We start from the raw sequence: 20906 nt of genomic DNA on the forward strand, positions 1-20906 counted from the left end.
TTTCAGGAAATTACATACCATAAAGCACTAATTACGGCTATGTCTATGTCAGTTGTTAACAAAGATGGATTATTAACTAAGTTCACTGTATTATCGTAATTATCTTGATAAAAAGCATTGAAATCAGTATAATTATTTCGTCCTATTAATTGAAAAATACCACGTCCTCTAAATTTATAGCCATCACCTGTATTGACATTGCCAAGCTTATATCCTGTGGCTCTATTAGCATCATCATAAACAAAGTTTGCAAAATCTTCATTGTCAACAAATGTACTATTTGTAGTACTTGCATAATCGTTTGGATTTTTCTTATTGGGATCAATTGATGTCAAAGGTGGATCAGTATATGAAGTATAGGGATTAAACTTAGACTCCCAATAATCAATACCTAGCTTATTAACTCTATAATTTAAGTTTTCTTCTAGTCCGTCAAATTCAACTCCATTAATAACATTTTTACTTTCATGCCCAGCTTGAGATAAAAAATGCTGTAATTTTTCTTCTTTATCTATTCCAAAATCTTGTCCATGTGTATTTATAGCATCTGCAATTTCCTGAAGTCTTGAATCAGAAACGTTGGGAAAAACCTTTTTTAAATCTTCTTTAGATGTATTACAATCTTCATCATCTATACATTCATCCTCAACACAAAGCACAGGTGTAGTCGCATCACAAGCGTAAAACCCATTAATTGCTTCCCCAAAAGGAATACACGACTCCTCTTCATCATCATCAGCGTTATTTGAAGTGTCATCATCCTGATTTGTAGCACTCCCATCATTGGAAGTCGTACCTCCGTTTACAGGGTCATTTTCATCTGGGCAACCTGGGCAATTATCCGTCTGATCCCCACCTGAGTCAGTTCCTCCAGTACTTGTATCCGGATCAGTTGTTGAAGTTCCATCACCTGAAGTACCACCTGTCCCGCCACCTCCACTATCCGTAGCGGTAAATTCCGGTGGGCATGCCGTCATAGGGTAAGAGATTATCCAAGACCCATTAACCATCTCGGTATCTACAGTATGACATTGATTAGGTCCAAACATGACATAAAATGTACCATTAAAAGCACCCGTACAGGGATAATCTACACAAGGATCAAACTGTGAGGTTGAGTTTTGGCTGTTCGTCGTGTTCTCAGTAGAAATAATTTCAAAATTATTACTGTCTAAATCATCAGGCATTATACCATTTGCTATTTGTGTTTTCTGATCTTCTGTTAGCGGATATTTCATGATATAAACTTCATAAGAACCATCATTACGTTTACTTAAAAACAAATTATGCAACTCGTCGTCTATATAAGTATTAACAATTTGGTAGGTAAAAGATTCATAGTCGCCTGCTTGTATATGTGCAACATAATCCTCTTGTATGGTCACGTCATATTCTGGTAAATAAGTCGTCTTTGCCAGAATATTATCATATCTATCTTGACCTATGCTACTCTTTAAATATTGGGCTTTATTTAAGCTAAATCGTTTTATCACTTTGTTGACTTCTGGTTTGTCTTGGTGGGCTTCTCTTGATACATACTCTAACTTTATAGAGTTTTCTTTATTATTTTCAAGTGCATTGACCACCTGATCATCTTTCTCACAAGCTAAAATTAAGCATAAAACTAATAGGTATAAAGCTTTTTTCATAACAAAAAAGTTAAACAGAAACTTTTGCTAAAGTAGAGAGAGAGAGAGAGAGAGAGAGAGAGAGAGAGAGAGGATAGTTTTTAACTTTATTTTAACATTTAAGACTAAAGATTAGTTCTTGTTTGTCTTGTATATTCATGGAAATTTTTTGCTTTTTTTTGGTGCCATGTTTTGTATTTTTAAAGGAATTATGACGATTGTTAAGGCGATTTTTGAGTGATTTTTTTTTTAAAATCTTACTCAAGCACTACTTCAAACTCACCTTCAGAAATCACGATGCCATTATTGTTGAACGTTGCTACATCAAATGCAAATTTTCCACTGAGTTCACCAGTTTGAGGGTTATAATTTAATATTTCAATTGTTCCAGAGTTGGCTATAGAATTAAAAGTGCTTTCAGAAACATTGCCTACCGAATTGATAAAAGCACCTGAATACACAAACTCAGAATTTTCTGTAGAAGTTACATCAAAAACACCAACAACAGGAGGTAATGGTATGATCATATAAATTTGTTGCTCTAAATCTGAAAAAAAAGATAAACGCATAGCATTGTCATTGATGTTTTCCACTTCAAAAGCATTTCCTATAAAAAGTTCACCGTCTAACTTTGCTGTGGCATAAATGGTCTCCTCAGGATCTTCATCATTTCCATCAACAGGATTTTCATCTCCTGAGCCAATATCAACCTCAGAATCTATTGAATTAAGCTCGCCTTCAAAAGGTTCATTTGAACAAGACAACAATGCGTTAAAAATAACACATAAAACAAATAAATATTTAAGGTTCAAACTCATATAAAGCATTTTAACTGTATAAATATAAGTTTTTTAGATTTTTAAGTATCCATTAAATTGTTAAAAATGAGAGATTTCTACCTTTTAGACAGTTTTAAAATTTGAAAGAGTTTATAAATTCCGAATACAAAACAAAGCAAAAGCACTAAAATAGCATAACGCACATTGCCTGTCAATTGAGCTACTAAAGCGTAAATACTCATCCCAATCACAATACCTATTTTTTCGGTAACATCGTAAAAACTAAAAAAAGATGTGGTATCGGTTTCCGTTTCTGGAATATATTTTGAAAAAGTAGATCGCGACAAACTTTGTATCGCACCCATTACTAAACCGACGAAAAAGGCAAGAACATAAAACTGAATTGGTGTTTTTATAAAAAAAGCATAGATACAAACCCCAACCCAAATGATGTTAATACCAATTAGCACGCGTTCATTGGCGTAATGTTTTGTGAGTCTTGCAGAAAAAAAAGCACCTGCAATTGCCACAAATTGAATCAGTAAAATACTTGTAATCAATCCAGTAGTAGCATCGCCTTTTGACCATTGAATTTCTTTAACCCCAAAATATGTTGCAATCAGCATAATGGTTTGAACCGCTATACTATACATAAAGAAAGCGGTTAAAAAGTGTTTGAATTTTGATGCCAACTTAATTTTTCTATAGACTTGTCTTAATTCTTTATAACCGCCTAAAATAATCTGCTTTAAAGGTTTGGAATTTTCATTTTTGATCTGAGGTAAATAATAAAAACTGTATTGACTAAAACCAATCCACCAAATTCCTGTTAAAACAAATGATAATCGCGTTGGCAAACTCTCGTTTTCAAAACCTAACATCTCATAATTAAGTATCATTCCTAAGCATAGCAACAGCAAAATCACACTCCCAATATAGCCTAAAGAAAAACCTTTTGCACTGACTTGATCTTGTTGATCTTTATGTGCAATATCAGGCAAATATGAGTTGTAAAACACCAAACTACCCCAAAAACCAATCAATCCTAAAAAGTAAAATAAAAGTCCAACACCTAAATATTCTAATTCAAAAAAATATAAACCGATACACGACACTCCACCGAGGTAGCAAAAAAACTGCATAAAGCGTTTTTTGTTACCCAAATTATCTGCAATTCCACTCAAAATTGGACTAATAATCACAACTACCAAAAAAGCTAAAGCTGTGGTATAACTGATAAGTGCATCATTGTTAAAAGAAAATCCAAAAAATTCAACACGGTCGTTAATAACTTCACCTTTAACATTTTTGGTTAAGGTTAACGCACCATAATAAACAGGAAAAATAGCCGAAGAAATGACGAGGCTATAAACTGAATTAGCCCAATCATAAAACGCCCAAGCATGAAGCAATTTAGGATGACCTTTAGATAGAATTGACTTCATGTAACTGTTTGTTTTAGACCCTATTTAAATGAAGTAACGCCAAACTTTTTAGCGGTTTCCTTAGCTTCAGACGCCCAATTTTTAAGGTTACTAATTCTAGTCTCGTGTGAAGGGTGTGTACTTAAAAATTCAGGTGGTTGCTCTCCGTTTCCAGCATTAGCCATGCGTTCCCAAAGTTTATAGGCATCGGTTGGGTCGTAGCCTGCAATAGCCATTAATGTTAAACCAATTCTGTCAGCTTCAGTTCTGTGCTTACGGCTAAAGGGCAACATCCCAAGTACTTGAGAACCCGCACCATAAGCCGACATAAAACCTTGTTGCACTTCTGGGTCTTGATCGCTTAAAGCAACTGAACCTGCCACAGCACCAACTTGTCGCAATATACTAGCACTCATGCGCTGTTGACCGTGATTGGCTAAGGCGTGAGCTACTTCGAGACCCATAATGGTTGCTATGCCACGTTCATTTTCAGCAATAGGTAAAATCCCTGTATAAAATGCAACTTTTCCACCAGGCATAGCCCAAGCATTGACAGTTTCATCATCATCTATAAGATTAAATTCCCACTCATAATCTTTAGTATAACCTTGATAGCCGTTTGCATCAAGCCATCGTTCTGTCGCAACTTTTATTTTATTTCCAACCCGTTTAAGTGTTTCTGCTTCTGTTGTGCCTTTAATAACTTTGTTTTCAGTTATCACCTTATTATATTCCTGAAAAGACATAGGAATCAGCTTTTCGTTGGATACAAAGGCCATCGTTTTTTTACCCGTAAAAGGATTTGTATTGCAATTGACCAACATCAAAACTATGAAAGTAAGAAATGAAATATGTTTGATTTTCATAATATTTTTATTTATTCAAAAATAATAAAATTATACCATCAATGGGTTGAAATAGAATGCTAAAGTTTTTCACTTTTACAAGTTGTATTGCCAACCTGACTTAAAATCTACATGCATTATACCAATTCAGCTGTTGAAGTTTTTCCAAAATTGACAATTACGGTTTCATTTAAAGATGTAGAAAGTGAAATGCCTTTATAATCAGCTTTAATCGGAAATTTTTTATGACTTCTATCAACTAAAACTGCGGTTTTCAGTTCTTTTAAATTTACATCTAAAAGGTGTTTAACGGTATAAATTAAGGTCGTTCCTGTGTTTAAAACGTCATCGACCAAAACCAAACTTTTATCTTGATAATCCGATTTGTTTAAGCTGATTTCGGGCTGGATTTGCGGGTGTTTTTTATCAATTTTTATTTCACAAAGCAAAGGTTTAATATCGCTTATGGTTTTGATTTGATCGACCAACTTTTGTGCAAAAATATAACCATTCTCAGCTATTCCAGCAATAACAAGATCTTCTTTGCCATCATAAAATTCTAAAACCTGAAACGCAATGCGTTTAATTTTATGTTGAATTTGTTTATCGTTCAAAATCAATGTTCCTTTATTCATAAATCTATAATATCGCAGTCAAATTATTTTTTAGTTATCAAAATATCAATAATACCATTTAATTTCAAAACATTCATAAAAATGAATTATAAATTAAAAAAGTTAATACTTATCAATTGTAAAAATAATTATTTAATCGATATTTAGCCCTTGATTTTAACCTATAAATAAATAAGTTTTGTGTGGAATAGTATGTGCATTCAATTTAAAAACTAAAGCTGAACAACTCAGACCTCAAGTTTTAGAAATGTCAAAAAAACTCCGTCATCGCGGACCAGACTGGAGTGGTATTTATGCTAATGAAAAAGCCATTTTAGCTCATGAACGTTTAGCAATTGTGGATCCAACTTCGGGTAAACAACCTATTTTTAGTTCAAATCAAAATATGGTTTTAGCGGCTAATGGCGAAATTTATAACCATGAAGAGCTAAAACTAACTGTAGAAGATTACCATTTTACAACCAAATCTGATTGTGAAGTTATCTTGGCACTATATCAAAAACAGGGTCATACTTTTTTAAATCAACTTAACGGTATGTTTGGTTTTGCACTTTATGATTGCGAAAAAGATGATTATCTCATTGCTAAAGACCATATGGGAATCATACCGCTTTATGTAGGTTGGGATGAAAACGGCGTTTTATATGTTGCTTCTGAATTAAAAGCCCTTGAAGGTGTTTGTCAAAAAATTGAAGTTTTTCCTCCTGGACATTTTATGACTAAAGAATCTGAAGGATTTCAAAAATGGTATCATCCCAAGTGGAGAAATTATGATGATGTCAAAAACAACAAAACTTCAATTGAAAAAATTAGAGAAGCACTTGATCAAGCTGTACACAGACATTTAATGAGCGATGTGCCTTATGGCGTTTTGCTCTCTGGTGGTTTAGATTCTTCAATCACTTCTGCATTGGCTAAAAAATATGCAGAAAAACGTGTAGAAGAACACGATAAAACTGGAGCTTGGTGACCAAAACTGCATTCTTTTGCTACAGTACTTGAAGGTTCGCCAGATTTAAAAGCGGCAAAACTTGTTGCTGAACATCTCGATACAGTGCATCATGAAATAGTTTTTACTATTCAAGAAGGACTTGATGCGATTAAAGATGTGATTTACCACCTTGAAACTTATGATGTAACCACTGTTAGAGCTTCAACACCTATGTTTTTGATGGCTAGAGCTATCAAAGCTATGGGGATTAAAATGGTTTTGTCTGGTGAAGGTTCTGACGAATTATTTGGTGGCTATTTATATTTCCATAAAGCACCAAATGCAAAAGCTTTTCATGAAGAAACCGTTAGAAAATTAGATAAATTATATTTATACGATTGCTTAAGAGCTAATAAATCTCTTGCTGCTTGGGGCATTGAAGGTCGTGTGCCGTTTTTAGACAAAGAATTTATTGATGTGGCTATGAGCATCAATCCAGAAGATAAAATGATAAAAGATGGTAGAATTGAAAAATGGGTTTTGCGTAAAGCTTTTGAAGATTTATTGCCCCAAGAAGTTGCATGGCGACAAAAAGAACAATTTTCTGACGGCGTGGGCTATTCTTGGATAGATACTTTGAAAGAAAAAGTAAATCAAAAAGTTAGTGATGACCAATTGAAAAATGCATATTTTAAATTCCCCTATCAGCCTCCAAAAAGCAAAGAAGAGTTTTATTACAGAAGTATTTTTGCTGAACATTTTCCCAGTCAAACTGTCGCCAAAACCGTTCCTTCTGTGCCATCTGTGGCTTGTAGCTCTGAAGTTGCTTTGGAATGGGATGTCTCATTTAAAACCATGAACGATCCATCAGGACGAGCGGTTTCTAACGTGCATGCTGAAAGCTATAATAAAGGCTAACTTTTTATAATTATTCTAAAGTTACATTATAATCTGTCAACACTTGAAGGGTGTTAAAACTGATGTCATCTAAAGGTAAATTTGGAATTGGCAAAGTGATGTCTTCAAACACAATAGCTGTATCAGTTTCACTCTCTATTAAACCTACACCATCAGCAAAAAAGTTGGTCACTACCACAGCGTCTTGGCTTTGAACAATAGTAACACTTACAGGCAAAGGATCTGTAATATTAGCAGTAATTTCCAAATTGACTATCAATTGAGAGCTTATCACATTATCATAAGTTACACCATTAGTTTCATAAGTATCAAAATTATCACCCTTAATAGTTGTCAAGGTATAATCAATGGTCAAAGGAATACCTTGAAATTCTTGCTCTATTGTTTCATCTTGTGAAAAGAGTTCTGTACCTGAACTTACAGAAGTGTCAAAAATTACAGTGTTTTCTAAAGTGAAATTGATTTCAGGAAAATTATTTAAACCTAATCCAAATTCACCTGTATATAATAATGAACTATTACTTTTATTAAGTTTACCTTGTGATAAAGCCAAGGTTACAGGTCCCGAACCCACAGGATTATCAGAGTTTAATTCATAAACTGTATCTCCGCTTACTTCTGATGTTGTTGACACAGATAAGGTTTCATTGCTAATTATATCTTGTTGACTAGGCGAAGACAAGGTGTTTTCATAATCCCAAGAATTACCAACCACTAATGGAAAAAAATTTTCTGCAACTTCTTCTATATTAGGGTCGTTAGTATTGTCGTCGCCTTCGTTGACATCATTCATAGCATCATCGTCTGAAGAACATGATATTAAAAAGATAATACCTAAAATTAATGAAAGCTTAGATTTGATTGATTTCATAGTATGTTTTTTCCAAAGATATAAATTTTAATAGAAGACATAAATAGATATTTACAATAGTTTACTTATCTTTGCATAAATAAAAACTATAATGACAATTACTCAATTACAATATGTTTTAGCCGTTGCTGAGCATAAAAATTTCACCAAAGCTCGACAGCACGTTTTTGTAACTCAACCTACATTGAGTATGCAAATTCACAAATTAGAAGATGAACTAGGTGTTGAAATTTTTAACAGAAATAAAAAGCCAATTGCTTTAACCCAAGTTGGTCAAAAAATAGTTGCACAAGCCCGTAACATTGTCAATGAAAGCTATAGAATTCAAGATATTGTAGAACAGCAAAAAGGCTATATCGGTGGGGAATTCAAACTGGCAATTATTCCTACAATTATGCCAACTTTATTACCTATGTTTCTTAAAAACTTTATCAATCGCTATTCAAAAGTCAATCTGAAAATTTTAGAACTCAATACAACTGACATTATAGCAAAACTCAAATCTGGACAAATCGATGTCGCCATTGCTGCAACGCCACTTGAAGTCGAAAACATTGTTGAAAAACCTTTGTATTACGAACCATTTGTAGGCTATATTCCAGAGTCTCACAAGCTACATTCTAAGGCTAATTTATCTCCTGATGATTTAGATTCTAACGATATTTTACTCCTTGAAGATGACCATTGTTTTAAGGATAACATTCTAAATATTTGTAAAAACAGAAATACAAATCATCACTTGCCATATCAAATAGAAAGTGGAAGTTTTGAAACACTCATCAAACTTTCTCACGAAGGTTTAGGTATGACTTTATTGCCATATCTTCAAACTTTAGACCTTTCAAATCAACTCAAAAAAAACCTTAAAAATTTCAAAGACCCTAAACCTGCTCGAGAAGTGAGTTTGATTTATCACAAAAGCGAACTCAAATTGCAAATTATAAAGGCTTTACAAGAAACGATAAAAGGTGTGATTAAAGGAGCAATTGCTTTTCAAGATGTAGAAATTATTAGTCCAAAGCCCAAATGAGAATTTGAGTTTATAAGTTTAGGTTGATGAGGCTATGCGATTAATCGGTTTAAAGTCTTTTAGAATTTTAATAATCATCAAATCATAAACATTGCTTACTTTTGCAAACTAAATTTTTAAAAGATGAAAGCAGGAATTGTTGGTTTACCTAACGTGGGCAAATCTACCTTATTTAACTCATTATCTAACGCCAAAGCACAAAGTGCTAATTTTCCCTTTTGCACCATAGAACCCAATATTGGTGTAGTTAACGTGCCTGATCCAAGATTAGAACGGCTCGCAGAAATTGTCAACCCTCAACGAGTTCTTCCAGCAACGGTTGAAATTGTTGATATTGCTGGTTTGGTCAAAGGTGCAAGCAAAGGCGAAGGTTTAGGCAATCAATTTCTGGGAAACATCAGAGAAACCGATGCTATTATTCATGTGTTGAGATGTTTTGAAGATGATAATGTTGTTCACGTTGACGGTAATGTCGATCCAGTTAGAGATAAAGAAACCATTGATATTGAATTACAACTAAAAGATTTAGAAACTGCTGAAAAAAAATTAGAAAAAGTTAAACGTGCCGCCAAAACAGGTCAAAAAGAAGCACAAAAAGAAGCTGAAATTCTTCAAAAAATCGTTTCTTGGTTAGAGCAAGGTCAATCCGTAAGAAGCTTAGACTTGGATGATGAAGATTGGGAAACTTTCGTAAAACCCCTTCAATTTATTACTGATAAACCTGTGATGTATGTTTGCAATGTCAACGAAAATGATGCTGTTAGTGGCAATGATATGGTAGAAAAAATAAAAGCCATAAGTCAAAATGAAAAGGCTTTAGTTTTAACCTTAGCTGTTGGTATTGAAGCTGATATTGCCGAATTAGAATCTTATGAGGAACGCAAAATGTTTCTTGAAGACATCGACTTTGAAGAACCTGGCGTCTCAAAATTAATCCGTTCCGCTTATGACTTGCTTAACCAACAAACCTATTTTACCGCTGGCGAAAAAGAAGTAAGAGCGTGGACAGTACGCAAAGGTGCAACAGCTCCAGAAGTCGCAGGCGTTATCCATACTGATTTTCAAAAAGGCTTTATCAGGGCTGAAGTCATAAGCTTTGCAGACTACGATAAATATGCCAGTGAAGCCAAAATCAAAGAAGCGGGCAAGCTCAGAATAGAAGGCAAAGACTATATCGTTAAAGATGGCGATGTGATGAATTTTAGATTCAACGTCTAAGGAATTTAGAAACTTAATAAAATTATAAAAAACTCTGCTTAAATTCTAAATTTGTTGGGTTATATTGCATCTTTTACTATATTTAATTTTTGAACCTAAACATTGAAAGATATGTCTGAAGATAAAGCAAAAAACACCAACCCTGAACGTCATCAAACCGAGAGTGAAAATCCTGAAAATAGTGATAATCAAAACACTATAAACAATAATAATCATCAGGAAAAAAAATTGCTGAAAGATGATAATACAAAATCATCTGAAAAAGATGAGCAAAACCCTTCAGACCAAAATTTAAAACCAGAACAAACAGATATACCTGACAACTCTTCAACATCTGATGTTTCTGACAAAAAAGAATCTGTTGATAACATAGAAACCTCTCATAAAAACGCTGATACTACAATAGATTCAAACACAGATAAAAATAAACCTGACGCTGAACAAGAAGTTTCGGAAGAAAAAAATAAATCTGAAAATACTGAACCACAAGACCAATCAAATGATGATACTATAAATACTTCTGACGACGACGAACATCACAAAGAAATCGATGAAGCCAATGCCGAAGATTCTGAAGATGAACACAACGCCTCAAGACACGAGATAGAGCTCAAAGACTACGATGCTATGTCCATGGATGAGTTGGTGATTGAACTTGAAAAACTCTTAAAAAAAGAAAAAGTTCAAGCCATTCGCGAACACGTTACACAAATAAAAATAGCTTTTGATAAAAAGTTTAATGAAATCATAGACGAAAAAAAAGAACAGTTTATTGAAGACGGTGGCAATGTTATAGATTTTCATTATTCATCTCCAGTCAAAACTAAGTTTAATCGCATCTATTTTGAATATCGTGAAAAACGAGATGCTTACTACAAAAAACTCAAGAAAAATCTCAACGAAAACCTCAAAAATCGCTTGGCTTTAATTGAAGAACTTAAAAATATGATTGGAAGTGGTGGCGATATGAAAGCTACATTTAACCAATTTAAAGACCTTCAAGAACGCTGGAAAAACGCTGGACCAGTACCAAGAAATGAATATTCTAAATTGTGGAAAACTTATCATCACCACGTTGAACGATTTTATGACTTCTTACACCTCGATAGAGAATTTAGAGATTTAGATTTTCAATACAATCTTGACCAAAAATTGAAAATTATTGATCGAGCTGAAGAATTGGTCGAAGAAAAAGACATCAACAGAGCATTTAGAGAATTGCAACTGTTGCACAAAATGTGGAAAGAAGAACCTTATCCTGTAGCCAAAGAATACCGAGACGAAATTTGGGATAGATTTTCTGAAGCCACCAAAAAAATACACGATAACCGAAAAGCTCATTTTGAGCAACTCGATAAAGAACGAGAAAAAAATCTTGATGTTAAACTCGATATCATCAAACAGATCGAAACTTTAGCCGATACCGAAATCAAGTCTCACAAACATGCCCAAAAACAAATTAAACTTGTTCAAGAGTTAAGAGATTTGTTTTTTAAAGCAGGTCGTGTACCTCAAAAAGATAACGAAAAAGTTTGGAAAGCCTTTAAAGAACAAACCAGACGCTTTAACCGCTCAAAAAATGCGTTTTACAAAAATTTAAAACATCAGCAAAACGAAAATCTTGAAAAGAAGTTAGAACTTATCAAAATCGCTGAAGACAACAAAGACAGCGACGACTTTGAAACCACAACACCACTGATGAAAAAAATACAAGCCGATTGGAAAAAAATTGGTTTTGTGCCTCGCAAACATTCAGATAAAATTTGGAAACAATTTAAAGCCGCTTGCAACCATTATTTTGATAGATTTCACGCCCATAAAAATGAAGAAAATCAAGAAGAATTTGAAGCATTTAGGGCTAAAAAAGATTTGTTAGATGAAGTTAAAAACCTAAAACTTAAAGGCAAAAAAGACGAAGATTTAAAAACCATCAAATCTTATATAGAACAATGGAAGTCTTTAGGTCTAGTGCCTCAACAAAAAAAATACATTGAAGGCAAATTCAACAAAGCTTTAGATCAGTTGTTCAATAAAATGAAAATTAACAAAACAGAAGCCGAATTATTAAAATATGAAAATCGACTTCAAGGTTTAGAAGAAGCTGATGACAACCAACAAATCTATAAAGAAGAACAATTTTTAAGAACCAAAATCAGCGATACAAAAAGCAAAATCAATCAATTTGAAAATAACTTGCAATTTTTCTCAGAATCTGACAAAGAAAGTCCGTTAGTCAAAGAAGTTTATGACAATATCGATAAACTTAAAGATGAACTCGAAATGTGGGAAATCAAATTGAGAAAAATTAAATCCTTGTAAGTTAAATGTCGCCAACTCAAGCGTCAACACCTTGTCCATTATGTCAGCATCAAGCCGATTGGTTTTGTAGTTGCTTTAATATTCCACAAGATTTTTACCGCTGTTCAAACTGTTTGTCAATTTTTAAACCATCAAAATATTTTGTGGATGCAGACTTTGAAGAAGAACGCTACCGTACGCATAATAACGACGTTCACGATAAGCGTTACCAAAGCTTTGTCAGTCCAATCACAAATGCAGTTAAAAGAGATTTCTCATCAGACACCAAGGGTTTAGATTATGGCTGTGGCACTGGTCCAGTTGCAACCTATGTTTTAGAGCATGAAGACTATAACATCACACTTTACGATCCGTATTTTTATCCCGATTCTTCCTATGAAAATGAAGAATATGATTTTATCATTTGTTGTGAAGTGATGGAACATTTTTATGAGCCAAATCAAGAATTTGAAAAACTCAAAAATCTTTTAAAACCCAATGCTAAATTATACTGCAAAACCAAAATGATAACGAATGATTTTTCAGTAGAAAATTTTAAAAACTGGCATTACAAAAACGATCCAACGCACGTATTCTTTTACAGTCCAAAAACTTTGCAAGTCATTTGTCAAAAATTTGGGTTTAAATCTGTATCTTTTGATGAAAAATTAATTACGTTCAACACATGAAAAACTCAAATTTACATGTCATTGCAATGATACCAGCCAGATTGCAAGCCACGAGATTTCCTAGAAAGCTTTTGCAAGATCTCGGTGGCAAAAGTGTCATTGTCAGAACCTATCTTAACACAAAAGCCACAGGATTGTTTGATGAAGTCATTGTAGTAACCGATAGCCAAGAGATTTTTGATGATATCAAAAGCCACGGCGGTCAAGTTATGATGAGCCAAAAAGAACACAGTTGCGGTAGCGACCGTATTGCTGAAGCCGTTGAAACAATAAATACTGATATTGTTGTCAATGTACAAGGCGATGAACCTTTTACCGATAAAGACAGTTTAGAAAACTTGCTCAATGTTTTCCATCAAAACGATGCCGAGCAAATTGATTTAGCTTCACTGATGACACCACTAAATGACCTTGATGACATCCAAAACCCCAACTATGTGAAAGTGATTGTGAATCAACAAAACTTCGCTTTGTATTTCTCAAGATCGCCGATTCCCTATCATAGAAATCAAACAATTTCTGTTCAATATTACAGACACAAAGGCATTTACGCTTTTAGAAAACAAGCCATTCTGGATTTTTCAAAATTACCGATGTTAGGTTTAGAAGCCGCTGAACAAATAGAATGTATCCGTTTTTTAGAACACGGCAAAACCATTAAAATGGTTCAAACCCAAGAAAACAGTTTTGGCATAGACACTCCACAAGATTTAGACCGTGCCAAAGCTTTTTTTAACCAACAAAACCCATAAGTTATGGAAGAGCAAAAGCTCATGTCACAAAAAAAGCCGTCTTTTCCTATTAATGAAAATTTGGCTAAGTATCTAAAAATTTATAACCGTGAAACCAAAATCCCAGTGTTTTATGATGATTTGATGCGTTTTTCTGGCTCCGTAGCGGTTTATGACAAAAACGATGAAGACACACTTTGGGTAAGTTGCTATTATCCAGATTTTGAACGAGAAGAAATAGACGAAAGCCTTAAAAAGGTTTACACCATTTTGCACTCCGATGGTAAAAGTGGCAACCTTGACTTCTTAAATGTTGATGCTATTGACTTTTGCACTTTTGGTAATTCAAAACCCTTTCGCATTAAGATAAGAAATGTTTTAAACGACAATTTCACCTATTTTTATGTCAAAAAAGCCGATGCGTCTCGAATTTATGGTTTAGATTTCGAACATATTTTATCGCCACATCGCATCAATTTTTTGGTTTATAAAGACACCTTGATAGAAGAGCACATTTCAGGTATTCCAGGCGATGTGTTTATCAAAGAATTTTTAGACGATTGTGACCATCTCGAAAAAAACCAAATCGCTAAGCAGTTTGTTAAATTTAATGAGCGATGCTTACTGAGATTACTTGGCGATATGCGGTCTTACAATTACGTAGTTATTCCTACACACGATTTTGACCATGTGGACTACAAAATCAGAGCCATAGATTTTGACCAACAGTGCTACGAGGGGAAGCTCAATGTGTATCGTCCACAATTTTTTAAAGAAAACTACACCATGGTCAAGTTGGTGGAACGACACTTAGAAGAATCTTCCATTTTGCAATACAAGAAAGAAGAACGCTCACAAGTTGCCAAACGATTAATCACCTCTGAAAAACGATTTAGAATGCTGATTAGAAGCATGATAAAAGACCATGTATCGACTAAAGAAAACGTATTGCAACTCAGAAAAGAACTTGTAGAATATACCAAAGACATCAAGTTTAAACGTGCCAGAACAATGGGACATATTTTAAAAACCGCTTTAGAATTTGTTAAGCGGAATTATTTAGAATATGAAGATGTGAATTAAACTTTATAAAATTTTAGAATAAAGAAACCCTAATATATTGATATATAGTGATTTTTGTTTGTTAACGTTTTCTGTTTATAAAAAAGTAGTGTATTTTTGAGATTATGTGATAATTAGCTCTCATTTAAAAACATCCAATATGTTGTAACTTTACACAAAATAATAATAAATGAATACAAAACACGACATAATAATTGGAGACAGCAGACAAATGGACTATCTCGAAGACCAATCTGTCCAACTTGCAATTACCTCACCACCCTATTGGCAATTGAAAGATTACGGTACAGACAACCAAATTGGTTATCATGAAGATTACGAAACTTACATTAATAACCTAAACCTCGTATGGAAAGAGTGCTATCGAGTACTTGAAAATGGGTGTAGGCTTTGTGTGAACATTGGCGACCAATTTGCCCGAGCCGTTTATTATGGACGTTATAAAGTAATTCCTATCCGGACTGAAATCATTAAATTCTGTGAAAGTATAGGATTCGATTATATGGGTGCTATCATTTGGCAAAAACAAACGACCACTAACACAACAGGCGGTGCTTCCTTGATGGGAAGTTATCCAAATCCCCGTAATGGAGTTTTATCCATCGACTATGAGTTTATTTTGCTTTTCAAAAAACTTGGCAAACCCAAAAGAGTAAACAAAGAAGTTAAGGATCAATCGAGTATGACCAAAGAAGAATGGAAAGAATACTTTAATGGACATTGGAATTTTGGTGGAGCAAGACAAGATGGGCATATTGCAACGTTTCCTGAAGAATTGCCACACCGTCTAATAAAAATGTTTTCATTTGTTGGAGATACGATTCTTGACCCGTTTTTAGGAAGTGGAACAACTTCGCTAGCGTCTAAAAAATTAAACCGTAATTCTGTTGGATATGAAATCAATCCTGAATTTAAACCTTTTATTGAAAAAAAACTTGGCGTAATAACACCTGAATTGGGACAGGACGAGATTAACTTCCACAGACAGAAGTCGCAAACAGATTTTGAAACCGAAATCCAGAAACAACCCTATATCTTTAAGGATTTTCATAATTTTGACAAGAAAGTTGACCCTAAAAAACTCCAATTTGGTTCAAAAATAGATAAATACAAAAAAAATAGAGAAGAATTTTTTCGAGTAAAAAAAGTGATTAGCCCTGAACTTATACAATTGAATAATGGTCTCGTTGTACGCCTTCTTGGTGTGAAAGAAAACCCACTAGCAAATGGGGAAGCAACTCAATTTTTAAAAGACAAAACCAGTAAGCAACAAGTTTTTTTAAAATATGATGAAGTTAAGCATGACAACTCAAACAATTTATTGGCTTATGTTTACTTAAAAAATAAAACTTTTCTGAATGCCCATTTAATCAAAAATGGTCTTGCCATTGCAGATACAGAAATAGAATACAAAAACAAGAAAAAATTCCAACAATTACAAGAGAGTTATGTCAACTAATCAACCTATAAAACACGCAAAACCATTCGGAAAAAAAGAAAAAGTATTAAACTATGCAAGTAATACTTACCAGCTGACAAGACCAAAAAAAGTTGGGGCAGTTATGGCATTAATTCGTGAGTGTCAACCCACTGCTTTAGACGAATGGGAACAATACTATTTTGAGAACGCTTATTCTAAGTCTAAGACTAATCCAGTAAAAATAACTCAAGAAGTCTTAGATGAACTTGGCGAAAGACTTTATGCAAAAATTACTGAAGTTGTTATTCCTGAATGGACTGCCGCTTTTAAAGATTTAAGCCTAGAAGATTGCAAGGAATACATTTACCAAGTAACTATTGTTAGAACTTATGATGGATTTCTTCTCGAAAAATCTGTTGTAAATGATGGTCTTGCAAAGACCTTTCCTGAAGTGGAGTTTGAGGAATCAGACGAAGAACTCGACCACGCAGGAGACATTGATTATATCGGTAAAGTGGGCGACAAAGCTTTTGGTATCCAAATAAAACCAATAACAGCAAACTCAAACTTCGCCAACTATAACATTTCTGAACGAATGAACAACAGTTTTAAAAATTTTGAAGACAAGTTTGGCGGTAAAGTGTTTATAATATTCTCAACACGAGTTGGAAATAAAAAAAATATTGTAAATAAGGATATATTGAAAGAAATTAAAATTGAAATTCAACGTTTAAAAAGGTAAAACAAAAGCTAAGAATGTATAAATGTAATGCAGGCTAAAGTGTTAGATATAAACGAATAGATGAGCTAGTAGAATTAACACCAAATTATGCTATCGAAAAAGGTTGAACCAAGCTGTCATTTTTATTTATAAATAAGCATCAGATTGAATAATTTTTGGAGCTTTACTAGGCTCAAACCAAACCGCATTTAATTTGCCTTTAAGTTGAATTTTATGATCTCTCACCTCAAGCCAACTGCCTTCTTTTAAACCAACAACATTAACGTTGTTAAACACTTGAAATTCTTTAATACGCGTTCGTCGAGTTTCTCCTTTGTGTTTTGAATTCGGCTCGGTTTCAATATAATGTGCATTGATGTTGAACGGCAAAACCCCTAAAGCTTCAAAAGAATTAGGCATCACAATAGGCATATCGTTTGTGGTTTGCATATTTGGTCCGCAAATATTGCTCCCAGCACTTGTGCCGAGATAAGGCGTTCCTGATAAAATTTTTTGTTTTAAAACAGACATCAAATCCAATTCTTGGAGTGTTTTAACCAGCAAAAACGTATTACCGCCACCAACAAATATAGCTTTGGATTTTTCGACTGCTTCTCTATAATTTTCAAATTCTTGTAAACCTTTTACAGAGGCGTTTAAAAATGTCAAACCGTCTTTAGCCTTTGCTGTATATTCATCGTAGGTCAATCCTGATGGTCTTGCAAAAGGAACAAACAAAATCTCTCTAACTTCTTTGAAATGTTCTGATAATGTGGGTTTTAAATATTCTAGATAGCTACTTCCATAAATGGTGGACGTGCTAGCGATAATACAATTCATCGTATATTATTTTAAAAACCGTAATTTAGTTAATTTTAAAGTGACTATTATGAGAAATATTGTCGAAATTTAAAAAATCAATCTACATCGTTTAACACCAATTAAAAATCTTATGTTCGAATCGTTTAGCATTGTCATAGCCTTAGTTTCACTTTTCAGTTTCATCAATTATAAATTTTTAAAACTCCCCAACACCATAGCGTTGATGATTTTAAGTCTTATCACGGTTGTGATTTTAATTTCTATTAAAAATGTCTTCCCTGAAGTTTATCAATTTTTTTGTGATTTAGTGATCAATTCCAATTTTGAAAAATTATTATTAGATACTTTATTGAGTTTCCTCTTATTTGCTGGTGCATTGCACGTCAACATCAAGGATTTGGCTCACGAACGCTGGTCGGTTTTGCTTTTTGCGAGTTTTGGGGTTTTAATTTCTACTATTTTAGTCGGTAGCTTGGTGTATTTTGTAGCCCAACTTTTAAGCGTGAATTTGGATTTCACTTATGCTTTGGTTTTTGGTGCACTCATCTCTCCTACTGACCCTGTTGCTGTTTTAGCCATTTTAAAAAAATACGATATTTCTAAAAGCCTCAAAATGAAAATTGAAGGCGAATCGCTATTTAATGATGGTATTGGTGTGGTGGTTTTTTCTGCGATGTTGCTCATTGCTCAACTCAAACATCCTGAATTAGATGTTGGGATTGGTAAAGAAGTTGGACTTTTATTTCTTAAAGAAACTGTTGGTGGTCTGGCGTTTGGTAGCTTAATTGGTTTTGTAGGCTACTATAGCATCAAAGCCACAAAAGACAATCCGCACTTGGCTGTAATGATGAGTATTGCTATTGTAGTAAGCGGTTATGCTGTGGCATCGCTATTACACATCTCAGGACCTTTGGCAATGGTCATGGCGGGCTTGATCATTGGCAACAAATTAGATGTTAATCATCATAAACATCAAATGTGTACTGAACAACTCAATAATTTCTGGGAAATTTTAGATGAAATTCTCAACGGCGTCTTGTTTGTCTTAATAGGTTTAACACTGCACCTCATCACTTTCGATAACACAGTTATCATCTTAGGACTCATCGCTATTGTATTGGTTTTAATTTCACGTTTTGTCTCAGTGTTTTTACCTTATAGCTTTTTAAATCATAAAGAATATTCAGCATTCAAAACTTCTGCTGTTTTAACTTGGGGTGGTTTGCGTGGTGGTATTTCCCTGGCTTTGGCTTTTAGTCTGTCTGGTACAGCTTATGGCAATGTTATTATTCAAATCACCTTTATCATTGTTATTTTTGCCATTTTAGTGCAGGGTTTGAGTATTGGCAAGTTGGTCGAAAAATTATTGCCAACATAATTATCTAAACATCCCATAATAAACACTAACTAAATAAAGTAAATAACGTGAGTTTGATTTATTGAAAGCTGTAAATCAGATGATCACATCTTTTTGTTAGCAAATTTTGTCATTTCGAACGAAGAATGAGGAGAAATCTCATCCTATTGAGATGTCTCGTCGCTCATGCTTCGCTCTGTCAACATTACAAATGATTAAATATCTGTATTTTATATGAATATATTTTATTGTAATTTATATTGAACTCACGTTAAATATGCATTCAATGTGAAGCCAAGTCTATTTGATTTAATAATCCTATATTTGAACTAAAAATAGAATATGACTATAGGTGTTATTGGGGCTGGAACCATGGGAAGCGGAATTGCACAAATCGCATCAACTCAAGGTTGTGAAGTGGTTTTGTTTGATAAAAATCCAAATGCTTTAAAGCAATCTGAACAAAAACTAATAAAGATTTTAAACCGCTTGATTGAAAAATCTCGAATCACAGTAGAGGAGAAAGATGGAATTTTAAATCGGATAACTTACTCTCAAGACCTAAACGATTTTAAACGCGTTGAATTTTGCATTGAAGCCATCGTTGAAAATCTTGAGGTTAAGCAAGGTTTGTTTAAAGATTTGGAACAAATTGTTCCTAAAGATGCTGTAATGGCAACCAACACCTCATCATTGTCTATTGCTTCGATTGCTTCGGCTTTAGAAAACCCTGAACGTTGTGTTGGGGTTCATTTTTTTAATCCTGCACCTTTGATGCCGTTGGTTGAGATTATTCCAGCAGTTCAAACCGATAAAGTGATTTTTGATCAGGTTTTTAAAATGATAGATTCTTGGGGCAAAACACCTGTTAAGGCTAAAGACACACCAGGCTTTATTGTCAATCGTGTGGCTCGTCCATTTTATGGCGAAGCTTTGCGAATTCTTGAAGAAGGCATTGCTGACGTAGCAACAATAGATTGGGCAATGACAGAATTAGGGCATTTTAAAATGGGACCATTTCAGCTGATGGATTTTATTGGTCTCGATGTCAATTATACCGTGACGGAAACCGTATTTAAAGCTTTTTATTACGATCCGAGATATAAACCTTCATTCACTCAAAAACGCTTAGCCGAAGCAGGTTATTTAGGAAGAAAAACGGGTAAAGGTTTTTATAAATATGATGATAAAACCGTGAATCCAAAACCTGTTAAAGATGAGAAATTAGGTTATCAAATTTTAAATAGAATTTTAGTTATGCTTATCAATGAAGTCGCCGATGCTTTGTATCTCAATATTGCTTCAGCTAAAGATATAGAATTGGCAATGACCAAAGGTGTTAACTATCCGAAAGGACTTTTGGCTTGAGCCAATGAACGTGGCATTCACTGGTGCGAGCAACGTATGGACGATTTATACCACCAATATCACGAAGACCGCTACCGATGTAGTCCGCTTTTGAGAAAACTGCATTCAGAAAACAAACAGTTTAAGGTTTAACCACTA

Annotated in this window: 16 protein-coding genes and 2 pseudogenes; 11 read left to right on the forward strand and 7 right to left on the reverse strand. The window is 33.9% G+C overall.

Going from position 1 to position 20906, the window contains the following annotated elements; all coding sequences use genetic code 11:
- Window positions 1–2: 2 nt before the first annotated feature.
- The 5 genes from IGB25_RS07865 to IGB25_RS07885 form a co-directional block, all read right to left on the reverse strand.
- Complete coding sequence (locus IGB25_RS07865) at window positions 3–1649, reverse strand: hypothetical protein (protein ID WP_211064538.1); 1647 nt, start codon at window positions 1647–1649, stop codon at window positions 3–5.
- A gap of 236 nt (window positions 1650–1885) precedes the next feature.
- Window positions 1886–2446: a hypothetical protein gene (locus IGB25_RS07870; protein WP_211064539.1), complete on the reverse strand. Its 561-nt coding sequence runs from the start codon at window positions 2444–2446 to the stop codon at window positions 1886–1888.
- Between the two features lie 77 nt (window positions 2447–2523).
- Window positions 2524–3852, reverse strand: a complete 1329-nt coding sequence (locus IGB25_RS07875) for an MFS transporter (RefSeq protein WP_211064540.1) — start codon at window positions 3850–3852, stop codon at window positions 2524–2526.
- A 20-nt stretch (window positions 3853–3872) separates the two neighbouring features.
- Window positions 3873–4697, reverse strand: coding sequence for a M48 family metallopeptidase (locus IGB25_RS07880; protein ID WP_211064541.1), 825 nt, complete (start codon window positions 4695–4697; stop codon window positions 3873–3875).
- A 116-nt stretch (window positions 4698–4813) separates the two neighbouring features.
- Window positions 4814–5311, reverse strand: a complete 498-nt coding sequence (locus IGB25_RS07885) for a phosphoribosyltransferase family protein (RefSeq protein WP_211064542.1) — start codon at window positions 5309–5311, stop codon at window positions 4814–4816.
- A gap of 178 nt (window positions 5312–5489) precedes the next feature.
- Here IGB25_RS07885 and asnB point away from each other — a divergent pair.
- Window positions 5490–7160: pseudogene (gene asnB, locus IGB25_RS07890) on the forward strand (asparagine synthase B).
- 10 nt (window positions 7161–7170) lie between these two features.
- On the opposite strand, the gene IGB25_RS07895 reads toward asnB, so the two are convergent.
- A complete protein-coding gene (locus tag IGB25_RS07895) occupies window positions 7171–8031 on the reverse strand; it encodes a hypothetical protein (protein WP_211064543.1) in 861 nt (286 codons plus the stop codon).
- 91 nt (window positions 8032–8122) lie between these two features.
- On the opposite strand from IGB25_RS07895, the gene IGB25_RS07900 reads away from it, so the two are divergent.
- The 8 genes from IGB25_RS07900 (at window position 8123) to IGB25_RS07935 (ending at window position 17242) form a co-directional block, all read left to right on the forward strand.
- Window positions 8123–9061, forward strand: coding sequence for a hydrogen peroxide-inducible genes activator (locus IGB25_RS07900; RefSeq protein WP_211064544.1), 939 nt, complete (start codon window positions 8123–8125; stop codon window positions 9059–9061).
- Window positions 9062–9184: 123 nt separating this feature from the next.
- On the forward strand, window positions 9185–10279 hold the full coding sequence (gene ychF, locus IGB25_RS07905) for a redox-regulated ATPase YchF (RefSeq protein WP_211064545.1): 1095 nt from the start codon (window positions 9185–9187) through the stop codon (window positions 10277–10279).
- A 111-nt stretch (window positions 10280–10390) separates the two neighbouring features.
- Window positions 10391–12598: a DUF349 domain-containing protein gene (locus tag IGB25_RS07910; protein WP_211064546.1), complete on the forward strand. Its 2208-nt coding sequence runs from the start codon at window positions 10391–10393 to the stop codon at window positions 12596–12598.
- Between the two features lie 5 nt (window positions 12599–12603).
- Window positions 12604–13266 (forward strand): class I SAM-dependent methyltransferase, encoded by a 663-nt coding sequence (locus tag IGB25_RS07915; protein WP_211064547.1) that lies wholly within the window; start codon window positions 12604–12606, stop codon window positions 13264–13266.
- Window positions 13263–14018: a 3-deoxy-manno-octulosonate cytidylyltransferase gene (gene kdsB / locus IGB25_RS07920; RefSeq protein ID WP_247653452.1), complete on the forward strand. Its 756-nt coding sequence runs from the start codon at window positions 13263–13265 to the stop codon at window positions 14016–14018. Before IGB25_RS07915 ends, kdsB begins: the two co-directional genes overlap by 4 nt.
- 3 nt (window positions 14019–14021) lie before the next feature.
- Window positions 14022–15080: a hypothetical protein gene (locus IGB25_RS07925; RefSeq protein ID WP_211064548.1), complete on the forward strand. Its 1059-nt coding sequence runs from the start codon at window positions 14022–14024 to the stop codon at window positions 15078–15080.
- Window positions 15081–15249: 169 nt separating this feature from the next.
- The gene (locus IGB25_RS07930; RefSeq protein ID WP_211064549.1) at window positions 15250–16539 is read left to right on the forward strand and encodes a DNA methyltransferase; all 1290 of its coding nucleotides are present in this window, start codon (window positions 15250–15252) and stop codon (window positions 16537–16539) included.
- The gene (locus tag IGB25_RS07935; RefSeq protein WP_211064550.1) at window positions 16529–17242 is read left to right on the forward strand and encodes an MjaI family restriction endonuclease; all 714 of its coding nucleotides are present in this window, start codon (window positions 16529–16531) and stop codon (window positions 17240–17242) included. The genes IGB25_RS07930 and IGB25_RS07935 overlap by 11 nt, the downstream gene beginning before the upstream one ends.
- 126 nt (window positions 17243–17368) lie before the next feature.
- On the opposite strand, the gene pepE is transcribed toward IGB25_RS07935, so the two are convergent.
- The gene (pepE, locus tag IGB25_RS07940; protein ID WP_211064551.1) at window positions 17369–18061 is read right to left on the reverse strand and encodes a dipeptidase PepE; all 693 of its coding nucleotides are present in this window, start codon (window positions 18059–18061) and stop codon (window positions 17369–17371) included.
- 112 nt (window positions 18062–18173) lie between these two features.
- On the opposite strand from pepE, the gene IGB25_RS07945 reads away from it, so the two are divergent.
- Window positions 18174–19421 (forward strand): sodium:proton antiporter, encoded by a 1248-nt coding sequence (locus tag IGB25_RS07945; RefSeq protein WP_211064552.1) that lies wholly within the window; start codon window positions 18174–18176, stop codon window positions 19419–19421.
- A gap of 321 nt (window positions 19422–19742) precedes the next feature.
- Window positions 19743–20900, forward strand: a pseudogene (locus IGB25_RS07950) (3-hydroxyacyl-CoA dehydrogenase NAD-binding domain-containing protein).
- Window positions 20901–20906: the final 6 nt, after the last annotated feature.

It is taken from the genome of Flavobacterium sp. CS20, assembly GCF_018080005.1.
In the GTDB taxonomy this organism is placed as follows: Bacteria; Bacteroidota; Bacteroidia; order Flavobacteriales; family Flavobacteriaceae; genus Psychroflexus.